The following is a 14,263-nucleotide window of genomic DNA, read 5'->3' as shown; positions in this document are numbered from 1 at the left end:
AAAAAAAGCGATTCAATTTTGAATCGCTTTTTTTATGTTATGTGTAAGAAATTTATTTTCCTTTATTAGCTTGAGTAATATACTTTTCTAACGCCATCGTCATTGAAGGTGTTTCAGGAGTTGGAGCTGCAATATCAACTCTTAATCCATGAGACTCAACAGCTTTAATAGTAGTGTTTCCAAAAACAGCTATACGTGTATTGTTTTGTTTGAACTCTGGAAAATTGTGGAATAAAGATTCAATACCAGAAGGACTAAAAAATACTAAAATGTCATAGTAAACATCAGCTAAATCAGATAAATCACTAATTACTGTTTTGTAAAAAACGGCTTCTTTCCATTTTACCTTTAACCCATTTAAAGTTTCAGGAACTTCAGGTTTTAATTTGTCGGTAGTAGGTAGTAAAAAGCTTTCGTCTTTATACTTTTTGATAAGTGGAGATAAATCTTGGAAGGTACGTTTACCAACATATATTTTACGCTTTCTATACACTACGTATTTTTGAAGATAAAATGCAACCGCTTCAGACTGACAAAAATACTTCATCGTATCTGGAACTTTAAAACGCATTTCTTCAGCTACTCTAAAAAAGTGGTCCACAGAATTTCTACTAGTAAGTATAATTGCTGTGTACTGGCTTAAGTCTACTTTTTGTTGTCTAATCTCTTTAGCAGGAACACCTTCTACATGTATAAAAGGTCTAAAGTCAATCTTAACTTTCTGCTTTTCTTGAAGATCAAAGTAAGGCGAATTTTCTATTTTAGGCTCGGGCTGTGACACTAAAATTGTTTTCACTTTCATAGGCTCTAGTTATAGTTTTTAAGCGTTATAATCTGTAATTAACTTATACAAAATTAGATAAGGTCCAATTTCGAGTGCGCAAAGATACAAAATAAAATAGAATAAGTTATCAAATATCAACTTTTGATGTTTTTTAAATGAAGTTATAAATCCAATTAAATTAATCAATAAAACAAGACCAATAACTGTGTAAATTAAAGGTTTTGAAGGTGTTATGCTATATATGAGTAAAATGTTTATTGGTAAGAGTACAAAGCCACTATAATTTAAATAGCTGGTTTTCTGAAATAAATATGCATCAATCAATTCGTCTATTTCAAACAAACTTGCTAATAGTCGTTCTAAGAGCACTTTTATAAGTATGAGAGCTCCAATTGCAAAAAGAACTTTAACAAATAGTGTAAGGTCAAATTCTGAAGGTAAAACAAGTTCAGAGTAAGCTATAAACGAAAATATTGATACTGAAATGAGTAGGTTTAAAAACATTAAAGTGTCAAACCCATCAATAAATTTTTGGTCTCTAGAGTAGATTTTTAAATACTTGGAGTTACCTATAACTAAGAGAAAATCTTTAAATCTGTTTTCAAACAAAAACTTTGACAGGGTTACCAATACCAAACCCAGTACAATGAATATTGTAAACCATTCATTTGAAACTACCTCTCTTAACATGATGCTAAATTATAAAGAAATTTTCACCTGTTTAACTTTTATTTAAGCTCATTTCAATAAACTTTATACTTCAAAAAAACTTACTTTTGCTAAAATTTGGTAAAATGAAGGATGCAATTGTCATCATACCTACTTACAATGAAATAGAGAACATTGAAGCTATAGTGAGAGCTGTTTTTGCTCAAGAGAAAGCTTTTGATGTTTTAGTGGTTGACGATAATTCACCAGATTTAACTGCACTTAAGGTTAAAGAGCTTCAAAAGGAATTTGATAACCAGCTTTTTTTACTTCAAAGAAAGGAAAAGACAGGGTTAGGAACAGCTTATATTGCTGGATTTAAATGGTGTTTAGAAAAAGAATATGAATATATTTTTGAAATGGATGCCGATTTTTCTCATAATCCTGATGATTTGATGAGGCTGTATACTACTTGCGCAGTAGAAGGTGCTGATATGGCAATAGGCTCAAGGTATATTAATAATACTGTTAATGTGGTTGATTGGGATATGAAGCGATTATTGTTATCTTACTTTGCATCTAAGTATGTAAAGTTTATAACTCGAATGAAAATTGCAGATACAACAGCTGGTTTTGTATGCTATAAAAGACAAGTGTTAGAGACTATTAATCTAGATACAATTAAGTTTGTGGGTTATGCGTTTCAAATAGAAATGAAGTTTAAAGCCTATTTAAAGCAATTTAAAATTGTTGAAGTTCCTGTCATTTTTACCGATAGAGCTAAAGGAAAATCAAAAATGAGTGGAGGTATTATTTCCGAAGCTATTTTTGGAGTGTTGAATATGAAATTTAAAAGTCTATTTGCTAAGTAACATGAAAGCAAAAACTATTCTTATTAAAAATGCCAAAATTATAAACGAAGGCAAAGTTAAAGAAGGTGATATCCTTATTGAAGGCGAGTATATTAAAGAAGTTGCCGACTCAATAAGTGCTAAATCATCTGATGTTGTGGTAATTGATGTTGAAGGAAACTATGTGATACCTGGTGTTATTGACGATCAAGTGCATTTTAGAGAACCAGGACTTACTCATAAAGCCGATATAGGTACTGAATCTAAAGCTGCTATAGCTGGAGGTATTACCTCTTTTATAGAAATGCCCAATACAGTACCGCAAACCACTACTATTGAAAAACTAGAAGAAAAGTTTGAGATAGCTTCCAAAACATCATACGCTAATTATTCGTTTATGTTTGGTGGAACCAATGATAACTTGGAAGAAATTTTAAAGGTTGACGAAAAAAACGTAGCAGCACTTAAATTGTTTTTAGGATCTTCAACAGGAAATATGCTAGTTGATAATCCTGAGGTGCTCGAAAAAATATTCAGTAGTACTAATTTGTTGATTGCTGTTCATTGTGAAGATGAGGCAACTATTAGAGCTAACATGGAAGAATTCACCAGCAAGTATGGTGAGGATATCCCAATTGAAAACCATCCTATCATTCGTAGTGAAGAAGCTTGTTATTTATCATCTTCAAAAGCTATAGAACTTGCTAAAAAAACAGGAGCTAGGTTGCATGTATTCCATTTGTCAACTGCTAAGGAAACTAAGCTGTTTTCAAACAAAATTCCTTTAAAAGATAAAAAAATTACTGCCGAAGTTTGTATACATCATCTATGGTTTAGTGATGAAGATTATAGCAAAAAAGGAACGCTAATTAAATGGAATCCTGCTGTAAAAACTGCACACGATAGAGACGAACTTTGGAAAGCATTGTTAGACAACAGAATTGATGTTGTTGCTACTGACCATGCACCTCATACTCTAGAGGAGAAAAAGAATGTATATACAAAAGCACCATCTGGCGGACCATTAGTACAGCATGCACTTGTGGCAATGATGGAGTCTTACCATAGAGGACGAATTTCCTTAGAAAAAATGGTGGAAAAGATGTGCCATAATCCTGCGATATTATTTCAAATAGAAAAACGAGGTTTTATAAGAGAAGGGTATTTTGCCGATTTAGTGGTAGTAGATGCCAATAGCCCTTGGACAGTAAACAAAGACAATATATTATATAAATGCGGATGGTCGCCTTTTGAGGGAACTACCTTTAAGTCTAGAGTAACACATACATTTTTAAATGGTACTTTAGTGTATAATAATTTTAAATTCCTTAACGGAAATGCTGCCAAACGACTAACATTCGATAGATGAAAAAAATAGTAACACTTGTTTGTATCATAGCGTTGTTTTTAGGTTGCGATAAAACGCAAAAACCTAAAAAACCAAGTAATCTTATACCAAAAGATAAGATGGAGCAAGTGTTATATGATACTTATTTAATGAATGCTGCTAAAGGCATTAAAAAGCAACAACTTGAAAACTATGGTATTAATCCTGAAGGATATATATTTAAAAAGTATAGCATAGACAGTCTTCAATTTGCATTAAGTAACGAGTATTATGCATACGATTCTAAAGACTATGCTGAAATGATAGAATCTGTTAAAGAACGTCTTAGCAGAGAAAAAGAAACTTACGAAAAACTAAAAGAAGAGGAAGAAGAGGATAGAAATAAAAAAAGAGATTCAATAAAAAAATTATCTGATTCTATTAAAAGAGAAACCAAAAGATTAAAGGATAAAAACTTTGGCGCTCGAGATTAATCTTTTTTAATATCTTCTAAAAAGAGTTTGCTCGTCTTTTCTATAACTTCATCAATTGGTGTAAACTGAAAGTCTAATGCGTTTTTTATTTTAGAATTATCATATAAAGTTCTCTGTCTTGCCGATTTTGCAGTATGTTTTGACAACTGTCTTCGTTTTCCTGTAAGTTTATGTCGAAGCCAATCCAATCGCCAACCTAGTTCCAATAAAAAAGTACTGGCTTTTTTCTTTGTAGGTTCAACCTTTAAAGCGTTGGCAATTTTATAAATAAAGTTCTTAAATGTAAGATTATCTGAAACAAGAATAAAACCCTCATTTTTTATGTTACTTTCCATAAGTTGCTGCATAACACTTGCAACATCCCAAACACCAACATAACCAGTGCTTCCGTTAGTGTAGTAAGGAACACCTTTGTAAATCAAACGAATTAAACTGCTACTGCCAGCACCTTTCCAAAAGCCTGGACCAACTATTATTCCAGGATTAACAATTACTGCATCAACACCTTCTTGAGTGCCTCTCCATACTTCAATTTCGGCACCATATTTAGTAATAGCATAAACGCTGTTGTCGTCTTCAGTATTCCAATGGGTGTTTTCTGTAATTAATTTCTCAGAATTTGTATGATGTCCTATAGCAGCAATAGAGCTTATATAACACAGCTTTTTTATGTTATGAGAAACACAAAGGTTAACAATGTTAGCGGTACCTTCAATATTTATTTTTCGGAGTTGATGGTATTTATCAGGCTCAAAAGAAACAAATGCAGCACAATGGTAAACATGTGTTACCTCCTTAAAAGCATTGGTTAAAGCAGTAATATCTGTAAGGTTGGCTTCAATCCATTCAATGGAGTTAAAAAGAGATTCAGAATGTTCAGTATAATAAGAAAACACTTTTTTTACAGTATCTAGTTTGTGTTCACGTCTATAAATTGCACGAACCTTCTTATTATTACTCGCAAGATTATAAAGTAAATGCGAACCAACTAAACCTGTACCTCCTGTAACTAAAATCATAAAACTAAAGTAAAGAATTATTCATAAAGGGATAAGAATTCTACATTGATTTTTATCTTTGCGGAACTAAAAATAAATTGAATATGTCTAAATCATTGGTAGAAGAATTACGCTGGAGAGGTATGGTACACGATATTATGCCTGGAACCGAAGAACAACTTGATAAGGAAATGACAACTGCTTATATAGGTTTTGATCCAACTTCAGATTCTTTACACATTGGGAGTTTGGTACCTATTATTCTACTGGTACATCTTGAGCGATTTGGTCATAAGCCTATTGCTTTGGTTGGTGGAGCTACAGGAATGATTGGAGATCCTTCAGGTAAAAGTGATGAGCGAAACTTATTAGACGAAGCAACACTTAATCATAATGTACAAGGCATAAAAAATGTACTGTCAAGGTTTTTAGATTTTAATTCTAAAGCAGCTAATGCGCCTTTATTAGTTAATAATTATGATTGGATGAAAGACTTTTCTTTTATCGATTTCGCAAGAGATGTAGGTAAACGTATAACCGTTAACTACATGATGGCAAAAGACTCTGTAAAAAAGCGTTTTTCTGGCGAAGAAGGTAGTGTTGGTATGTCGTTTACTGAGTTTACTTATCAATTAATTCAAGGTTACGATTTTTACCATCTATATAAAACTCATAATTGCTTACTACAAATGGGAGGAAGTGATCAATGGGGAAATATTACCACAGGAACTGAATTAGTAAGACGTATGAATGTTGGCGAAGAGGCTAAAGCTTACGCAATGACCTGTCCGTTGATTACAAAAGCTGATGGTTCTAAATTTGGAAAGAGTGAAGGTGGTAACGTTTGGTTAGACGCCGATAAAACTTCTGTTTATAAGTTTTACCAGTTTTGGGTGAATACCACTGATGAAGATGCTGAAAAGTATATTAAAATCTTTACGTTTTTAGATAAAGAAACAATTGAGAATATAGTTGCTTCTCATAAAGAAGCACCTCACCAAAGACTACTTCAAAAACGATTAGCAGAAGAAGTAACAACTTTTGTGCATAGTAAAGAAGACTTTTTAACTGCTGAAAAAGCGTCAAACATCTTGTTTAGTAAAACTTTTAAAGATGATATTAAAACACTAGACGAAAAAACATTTTTAGATGTCTTTGAAGGTGTTCCGCAAGCGGAAGTGTCTAAAGCAGATTTTGAAGGAGGTTTTGATATGATTGCTGCATTATCAGCTAAAACAAGCTTTTTGAATTCTAATGGTGAAGCCATAAGAGCATTAAAAGAAAATTCAGTGTCAGTTAACAAAGAAAAAGTTACAAAAGACTATCAGTTAACTGATGAAGACCTAATAAATGGTAGCTATATCATTATCAATAAAGGAAAGAAAAACACTTATATTATAAAAGTTGTATAAAAAACGCCTGATGAAAATCAGGCGTTTACAATAACCAACCAACTAAAAAAAATAATCTTGCTTTCTCTTAGCTAGATAATAGTCGTAGTTGATATTATTTCCTTACAAAGCCATCAAATTGCAGCCTCTAATATCGCTGTTGTCAAACCTACCAATAATTTCAAAAGAATTATCGTTGTAAACTTTACCAAGATCTTGGGTTGCTATAAAAGAGCAGCTGTAAATATTTGCTAAATCAATAATGTTAATTCCTCCAGTAGTAGAAGTGCTTGTTATAGTTAAAGGGTCTTCAGTATCTCGTGTTAAAACTTTCATCCAGTTAGGACATTTAAAAATACCGTTTCCTTTGGAATATGCTTGACTTAAAAGCTCTGTCATACCATATTCGCTATGAATTTCAGAAACACCAAAACCTTGTTTTAAAATAGTATGAAGTTCATCGCGAATCAATTCTTTTCGTCTTCCTTTCATACCACCAGTTTCCATAACAATAGTGTTTTTAAGCTGAAATTGGAACTGTTCCACTAAATCCAATAATGCAAACGAGACACCAATAAGTAGCACTTTTTTTCCTTCGGAATCTAAAGTAATTAACTTGTTTTTTAATTCGGCTAGATTATGAAGGTAAAACCCACTTTCTTTATGGTTAGATTGCGCTATTAAGTGCTCAACCATATAAATTAATGACGAGCCATCACGCTCTAAATAACTAGGTAAAAGAGCTAATACCACATAATCTTCAATAGGTCCGTAAAAGTGATTAAAACCAGTGTTAAAACTGTTTTCGTAAACATCTAAATCACTTACATGATGCTTGCTTGTTATTTGACCTGTTGTTCCTGAACTTTCAAAAACTTTTTCTATTGCATTAGTTGTACTTAAAATAGGGTGTGTTTTAAAAAATTGAATAGGTAAAAACGGAATGTCTTCAACTTTTTTTATGTCGCTAGGGTTTTTGTACAACAAATCGCAATATGAACGATATACAGTGTTATTTTCAAATTGAAATTTGAAAATATCTAAAGCGAGAGTATTAAAATCTGCTTGCGTAGAACTGTTGAAAATGGAACGTGTATCAATCATTTTGGCAAAAGTATGCAAAATAAAAAAGCGTCACCAAGTTGATGACGCTTTTTAAATAGTATAAGGTAAGTTTTACTTAATTACAATCTTTTGAGTAGTTGTAGTATTACCTTGAGAAATTTTCATGATGTAAACTCCAGCATTAAGTGTTGAAACATTTAAGCGGTTGTTAGCAATAGTTTCATTAATTACTTGTTTACCTAACATATCATAAACATTAACTGAAATAGCTTCAGAATGTGCAGAAATAATATTTACAAATCCAGTTGATGTTGGGTTCGGGAAAATTGAAAATTCTCTTTGCTCTGAATCAACAATTGATAAAGTAGGGCAATCTGAAGTAGGTCTAGCGCCTAAAACAGGACAGTTGTTGTAAGTAGTTAACTCTACATTTGATAAATCCCAGTTAGAGTATCCGTCAACACCATCATCATAATACTGAATACCAATAAAAACAGCAGTACCAGTTAAAGCAGATAAGTCAATTTCAACATCGCCTTCATCACTTTCAGTGATAGTTTGTAATAATGACCAAGAAGTTGTATCAGGACATCCTGAGTAAGCAGTTGTGTAATTGATAGCTAAAGGAGTATCTCCAAAATTTTCTTGAGCATTAAATTTTAAAGCTAAGTCAGAAACAGATGTTAAATCTAATGGTCCAAATAATAACCAAGTGTTTACCACTTCCTCGCAGCCACCACCACAATAGCCATTCATGTTGTATGTACCACTACTTTCAGTCCAAACATCATTGTCAGAGTTAGTAGCTACAGTAAACATTTCAAATTTTTCAGCACCATTGCTTATGTCAAAACAAGATGTAATTGCTGGCTCGCAAGTAGGAGATACTGTAGTTTGTGTAAGAGTACAATTTTCGTTAGTTAATGTTATAGTAACATCAGTACCTTCATTAATACCTGTAACTGTAATTAAACCATCAGCTGAAATAGTGCTTACACTAGCTGAGCCAGCTGAAACAGCAACAGTAAAAGCATCTGTTTCTGTACCGTTTAAAAAGTCAAAAGTAGTAGAGTATGTATCAGTTCCTACAGTAATATTATCACATACAGGAGTTTTAGCTGAAAGTGAAGCTGAGCAAGCAGAAGAGTTAGCTGAAACAGAAATATTATCTAAGTAAATACCTTCATCAGCTGAAGTAAAACCATTAAAAGACAACACAATATCAAGTGTAGAGTTTCCGCTTAATGTTATAGTACTAGATGAAAATGTAGCAAACGTATTTTCTGTTACAGTACATCCACTAGTTCCTGTAGTTAAAGCAGGCAATATTCCTGAACCACAATCACCAATTCCATCAAAATCAGTATCTAAAGAAGCGGCTTGATTAAAAGTGCCTCCAGCATTTCGAACCCAAAGTAAATTTTGGGTTGAACCACCATCTAATGAATAAGTTATTGAAAAGGTATCAGAATCATCCCAGTCATTATAATGACGAGTTAGCATATCTATAGAAAAAGTAAAATCAGAATAACCAGTAACATCAATTTGATTTAAAGTTATAGTTGCAGGAGTAACATTTGTATCTTCAACAGCCCATATATATGATGAGTTACCTCCAATGTTAGGATTTACTCTATTAAATACATCGGTTCCACCTGAACCTTCTGTACTAGAAGCAGTATATCCAGTATCTAATGTTTCAAAATCTTGAGTGTAAATAACTGTCTGACCAAAAGAATAAGCAGACATTAAAAGAGGCAGTAATAAAAAGTAAATGTTTTTCATGAATTAAGTTTTAAAGTTCAACGAGCTCCAAAAGTAATACTAGCAACAAAAAAAGCCAACTTAAATGTTGGCTTTTAATGATTTGTTAATATAGATGTGTTTTATCTATTTAATAACTAATTTTTTGGTAACTGAAGCATCGTTTTGAGAAATATTCATAATATAAACCCCAGTGTTTAGTGTTGAAACATCTAAACGGTTGTTGCTTACTGTAGCTTTATTGATAACTTGTTTACCTAAAACATCATAAACAGAAACTGAAATCGTTTCAGAACTAGATGAAGTTATGTTTACAAACCCAGTTGAAGTTGGGTTAGGGTAAACAGAGAAAGAAGCAATTGTATTAGGGTTATTGATTGAAAGTACTTCATCAGGACTTCTTGGGTATACTTGTGGAGTTCCAAAGTATTCACCAGCTATTACTGTAATTGTAGTAGCAGTTGAAGGAATTGTCTCTCCTGCCATGTTATCATTTGGATAATTTGTTCTAAACGCTAAAGGTCCTCCAGAAACATCTGAGATGTCATAGTTTTGACCTGAATCAAATGTAGCAGTACCATTTCCATCAGCAAATGTTACATCAGCAATTGTTACTAATTCAGACTCATACATATCAAAGTTGTTGATGATGTCATTAACCGTTACAGTTTGAGGAGTTATTGAATTACCTGTAGAACTAGCAGCACCTGGATCAACAGAAGGAACAAATTGCATAACATTAGCGAACTCTCCCAATTGACCTTGAAGACCTGTTATACCATCACCATTATTAAAAACGGTTGTAATTGTACCAGAGTTGTCGTCAATTAACATACCTCCAGTTGCATCTTCAATAAAAATTTGATTTCTACTGTTACCAGTTACAAATGTTACAACTACTTCGCCAGTAATTTGATAAACATTACCAATAGTACCTGCTCTTAAACTAGCTATATCAGCAACAGCTTGTAAAGATGTTACAGTAAAAGTAACTGAAGCAGTTACAGCAGGATCTAGAGGCACATGACTGTTATCAACTAAAGTAAGCTCAACAGTGTGCTCACCGTCAGCTAATCCTGTTAAGCTAATAGGATCTGTGTCATATTTCATAACATTACTACCTCCATCAACAGTATAGTGTATGTGACCATCTCCAGTACCACCATTAGCAGGTAATTGATCTACAACAAAATTTTGTACACTTAATTCAATGTCAACATCACTAGATGCAATTGTAGCTCCATTAGATGGAGAGGTTACCGCAATACTAGGTGTAGTTGCAGCTACTACTTGTAAATTGTCAATATAAAATAAAGACGATTGTGTACCAGCAGTCCAGTTTGAAGCGATATCATAAAAACGGATACCCATATCAAAATCTTCATTAGTAGCAGGTGTGTATTCAAATGAAATAGTTTGCCATTGATTTAATAGAGTTTCGTCTGAATATACAGAAGGCGAAAATCCATTACCATTAAAAATACGAGCTCTAGCTTCATTATTTGTTGCATAGACGTCTAAGCTCATAGTATATGTTACTCCTCCTACTAATGCAATAGTTTGTCTTATGTCAGTATCTCCTTGAGTTTGAGTTAAAACATTAACACTTGCAGAACTTGTTCCGTCAGAAACAAAAGTTGAATTCGTGTTTTCTGTAAGATCAGTAGTGCTAAAATCTACAGTAGTGTATCCATCAGGAACACCAGCTGTCCAGTTTTCAAAGCTACCATTAACAGCTAAATTTTGGGCAAACCCAGAAAAAGCCATTAAAGTAATAAGGAATAAAAAGTAAATTTTTTTCATAAATCTTAATTTTAATAAGTTTAAATTTTGTTTCAAATATAGTGAGATTTTGGTGTTTAAAACGTTAAAGCCACTATATTGTATGCTAATTTACAATAATATAACATTATTTTTTAACTATCTTAGGGACAGTTTTACATTTTTACTCTAAAAACCTGATTTAAGACGCTATAATAGAATAGATTTTTTATTGTGTTTTGAGAGTTTATAGAGTAGGTTATAAAACAGTAAGGACTAAGTTATTTTAACGTTATGATTATATTATGTAATATAAATTTTTGTTATTAATTCTATCTTTACATCGTTTGTTTCTCAAAAAAATGAAGAACTAAACAGCAAAACACATGTGATAACCAAAACAATAAAAACTACACATGAAAAAAAAGGATATTAAAATACTTTTAGTTGACGACGAACCAGACATTTTGGAAATTGTTGGCTACAACCTTTCATCTGAAGGTTACCAAGTTATAACTGCCGAAAACGGTCATGAAGCTGTTAAAAAAGCAAAAAAAGAAAGACCACAACTAATCATTTTAGACGTTATGATGCCTGAGATGGATGGTATTGAAGCTTGTGAGCAAATAAGAAAAAACCCAGATTTAAGCGAAACGATTATTACATTTTTAACTGCAAGAGGTGAAGATTATTCACAGGTAGCAGGTTTTGATGCTGGAGCAGATGATTACATTACTAAACCCATAAAACCAAAAGTTTTAGTAAGCAAAGTAAAAGCTTTACTAAGACGGCTTAAAGAAGAAGACGCCTCTGAAAGTATATTAAAAATAGGTAGTTTGGTAATCAATCGCGAAGAGTATAAAATATCTTTAAAAGGTGAAGAATTGGTCTTGCCAAGAAAAGAATTTGAATTGTTATCTTTGCTAGCAACAAAACCAGGAAAAGTTTTTAAGCGCGAAGAAATCTTAGATAAAGTTTGGGGTAATGAAGTTGTAGTAGGAGGAAGAACTATTGATGTGCATATTAGAAAACTTCGCGAAAAAATAGGAGATAAAAGCTTTAAAACCGTTAAAGGAGTTGGTTATAAGTTTGTAGACTAGATGCAGAAAAAATTAAAAAAAACGTACAGGTTCGCTATTAGAACCTCAATGTACATCACAATTTTTTTAACGCTCTTCATGAGTGTTTTTTTATATACAACAAAGTCTTTTGACTGGTTGTTAATACTCTCTTTTGCACTAATTTGTTATAGCTTTTGCTTTATTGTCATTCAATATAGGGTCGAGCGTTTTATTTACCGTCGTGTAAAAAAAATATACGACGACCTTACCTTGTTAGAGTCTACATCATTGCGTAAACAGCCTATTACTACAGATATGGCAACGCTTACTAAAGAAATAGATAAATATGCAAAAGATAAAAAACTAGAAATTGAAACTCTAAAAGTAAGAGAAGAATATCGAAAAGAGTTTTTAGGAAACGTTTCTCACGAGTTAAAAACACCATTATTTACTGTTCAAGGTTATTTGTTAACCTTAATTGATGGTGCTCAAAATGACCCTAAAATCAGAGAAAAATATCTTAATAGAGCCAATAAAGGCGTGGAACGTCTAATCTATATTGTAAGAGATTTAGATATGATTACTAAACTTGAGGTTGGTGATTTGAGTCTAAATGTTGAAAGGTTTGATATTGTTGAGTTGGTAGAAAGCGTTTTTGACCTTTTAGAAATGAAAGCTACCAAGAAAAAAATTACACTTACGTTTGATATGGATTATAATGAACCTGTTTTTGTTAACGCAGATAAAGAGCGTATACAACAGGTGCTTACAAACCTTATCGTAAATTCCATAAAATACGGAAGAGAAAAAGGAACTACCGAAGTTAGTATTGAAAACCTTATAAAAAATAAGGTTATCGTTAGAGTGACCGATAATGGTGAGGGTATTGCTAAACCTAATGTTCCAAGACTTTTTGAACGCTTTTTTAGAGTAGATAAAAGTGGTTCTAGAAAAGAAGGCGGTTCAGGCTTAGGCTTATCAATAGTGAAACATATTATTGAAGCTCACGATGAAAAAATATATGTAGAAAGCGAATTTGGTGTAGGTAGTGAGTTTTCATTTACCCTTGAAAAGGCTGAATAGTTTTTTGTAATTCAGTTCATAATCCAATTCAGCTAAACCTTTATAATCATCAATTTTTTCAAGCATTTCCATAGTAAAAGCATCTTGCGTTGCTGTAGGAACTAACTTTTGTTCATCTAGTTTTTTAGCTAGATATTCTTGCTCAAATTGTCCAGGAGTAGGAATAAAAAAGCCTTTTTTATTCAGTTTTGCTAAATCCATTATAGTAGTATAGCCAGAACGCGAAATCACAAAATCACTTTGGTTTAATGCAAGTTCAAGTTGTTCGCTAGTCATATAATTGTAAATAGTCATACTGCCTTTGTGAACTGTAGTTTGTTGGTCTTCAACCAGTCCTTTTACAAACAATACGTTGCCATTATAATTCTCAAGTAGAGTGAGTAGTTTTTCTTCTAAGAGTGTGCGTTGAGGTTCAGGTCCAGATAGTAATGCCATGATATCATATTCTTTTTCAACCTCCAGTTTTTTAAATCTGCTAATAGGACCAATATATTTTAAAGGGATTTCTAAGAAATTAACATGACCTAGTTTGCCACTTAAGTTTGGCTCATTAACATTGTCAGGAACCCAACATTCATTGAATTTTTTAATAAATTTTTGATGAATTTTTGTGCTAATCCAAGTTGTACTTCCACTTAAAACCTGTAATTGATGTGTAATAAATACAGAAGGCACTGTTTTAGAACAAACTCCTAATCTATTATCAGAAATGATTCCATCAATATCATAAGTTTCAATAATTTGCTTTGTGGCTTGTTTTTCTCTTTTAATGGCTTTTACCACTTTAGGCGAGTTGCTAATAATTTTTAGCTTAAACCATTTTCCTTTTTTCGCGTAGGTAATTCCGTAAGAAGGCAATTCAACAGCAATTAAATCTGGAAACTCTTTTTTTAAAAGTTCAAGGGCAATACCATCACTTGCAATAACAGGTGTATAGTTATTTTTTAATAAGGCATTAATGATTGGAATACACCTTGTAGCATGACCTAAACCCCAATTTAGAGGCGCAACTAATATTCGTTTTTTCAAAATCATA

The 14,263-nt window shown here is 32.4% G+C and carries 13 protein-coding genes; 6 read left to right on the top strand and 7 right to left on the bottom strand.

The features are described from left to right. Positions 1-52: 52 nt before the first annotated feature. Both DMZ43_RS03115 and DMZ43_RS03110 read right to left on the bottom strand, forming a co-directional pair. Positions 53-802: a uroporphyrinogen-III synthase gene (locus DMZ43_RS03115; RefSeq protein ID WP_131506175.1), complete on the bottom strand. Its 750-nt coding sequence runs from the start codon at positions 800-802 to the stop codon at positions 53-55. Positions 803-820: 18 nt separating this feature from the next. Further along, positions 821-1,474, bottom strand: a complete 654-nt coding sequence (locus DMZ43_RS03110; RefSeq protein ID WP_131506174.1) for a DUF4271 domain-containing protein — start codon at positions 1,472-1,474, stop codon at positions 821-823. Between the two features lie 104 nt (positions 1,475-1,578). On the opposite strand from DMZ43_RS03110, the gene DMZ43_RS03105 reads away from it, so the two are divergent. From DMZ43_RS03105 to DMZ43_RS03095, 3 genes are read left to right on the top strand one after another with little or no spacing between them, the layout of a single operon-like run. Next, positions 1,579-2,304 carry a polyprenol monophosphomannose synthase gene (locus tag DMZ43_RS03105; protein ID WP_131506173.1) on the top strand — a complete coding sequence of 242 codons (726 nt, stop codon included), beginning with the start codon at positions 1,579-1,581 and terminating at the stop codon, positions 2,302-2,304. Between the two features lies 1 nt (position 2,305). Further along, positions 2,306-3,652: a dihydroorotase gene (locus tag DMZ43_RS03100; protein ID WP_131506172.1), complete on the top strand. Its 1,347-nt coding sequence runs from the start codon at positions 2,306-2,308 to the stop codon at positions 3,650-3,652. After that, positions 3,649-4,104, top strand: a complete 456-nt coding sequence (locus DMZ43_RS03095; protein WP_129759517.1) for a DUF4296 domain-containing protein — start codon at positions 3,649-3,651, stop codon at positions 4,102-4,104. Before DMZ43_RS03100 ends, DMZ43_RS03095 begins: the two co-directional genes overlap by 4 nt. Here DMZ43_RS03095 and DMZ43_RS03090 read toward each other — a convergent pair. After that, a complete protein-coding gene (locus DMZ43_RS03090; protein WP_131506171.1) occupies positions 4,101-5,123 on the bottom strand; it encodes an NAD-dependent epimerase/dehydratase family protein in 1,023 nt (340 codons plus the stop codon). The two genes, DMZ43_RS03095 and DMZ43_RS03090, sit on opposite strands and share 4 nt — an antisense overlap. Positions 5,124-5,206: 83 nt before the next feature. On the opposite strand from DMZ43_RS03090, the gene tyrS reads away from it, so the two are divergent. Next, positions 5,207-6,514, top strand: a complete 1,308-nt coding sequence (tyrS, locus tag DMZ43_RS03085) for a tyrosine--tRNA ligase (protein ID WP_131506170.1) — start codon at positions 5,207-5,209, stop codon at positions 6,512-6,514. Between the two features lie 102 nt (positions 6,515-6,616). On the opposite strand, the gene DMZ43_RS03080 is transcribed toward tyrS, so the two are convergent. The 3 genes from DMZ43_RS03080 to DMZ43_RS03070 form a co-directional block, all read right to left on the bottom strand. After that, entirely contained in the window at positions 6,617-7,597 is a 981-nt protein-coding gene (locus tag DMZ43_RS03080; protein WP_131506169.1) for an acyl transferase, read from the bottom strand. Positions 7,598-7,669: 72 nt separating this feature from the next. Then, the gene (locus DMZ43_RS03075) at positions 7,670-9,343 is read right to left on the bottom strand and encodes a T9SS type A sorting domain-containing protein (RefSeq protein ID WP_131506168.1); all 1,674 of its coding nucleotides are present in this window, start codon (positions 9,341-9,343) and stop codon (positions 7,670-7,672) included. Positions 9,344-9,448: 105 nt separating this feature from the next. Beyond that, a complete protein-coding gene (locus tag DMZ43_RS03070; RefSeq protein ID WP_131506167.1) occupies positions 9,449-11,125 on the bottom strand; it encodes a T9SS type A sorting domain-containing protein in 1,677 nt (558 codons plus the stop codon). 374 nt (positions 11,126-11,499) lie between these two features. Between DMZ43_RS03070 and DMZ43_RS03065 the strand changes: the two genes are divergently transcribed. Then, positions 11,500-12,183: a response regulator transcription factor gene (locus tag DMZ43_RS03065; RefSeq protein WP_129759511.1), complete on the top strand. Its 684-nt coding sequence runs from the start codon at positions 11,500-11,502 to the stop codon at positions 12,181-12,183. Further along, entirely contained in the window at positions 12,184-13,227 is a 1,044-nt protein-coding gene (locus DMZ43_RS03060) for a cell wall metabolism sensor histidine kinase WalK (protein WP_131506166.1), read from the top strand. Here DMZ43_RS03060 and DMZ43_RS03055 read toward each other — a convergent pair. Beyond that, positions 13,201-14,262, bottom strand: coding sequence for a glycosyltransferase (locus tag DMZ43_RS03055; protein ID WP_131506165.1), 1,062 nt, complete (start codon positions 14,260-14,262; stop codon positions 13,201-13,203). The genes DMZ43_RS03060 and DMZ43_RS03055 overlap by 27 nt on opposite strands. Between the last annotated feature and the right edge of the window lies 1 nt (position 14,263).

This window comes from Meridianimaribacter sp. CL38 (assembly GCF_004328055.1).
GTDB lineage: Bacteria > Bacteroidota > Bacteroidia > Flavobacteriales > Flavobacteriaceae > Gaetbulibacter_B > Gaetbulibacter_B jejuensis.
This window is presented reverse-complemented; position numbering and strand designations above follow the sequence as displayed.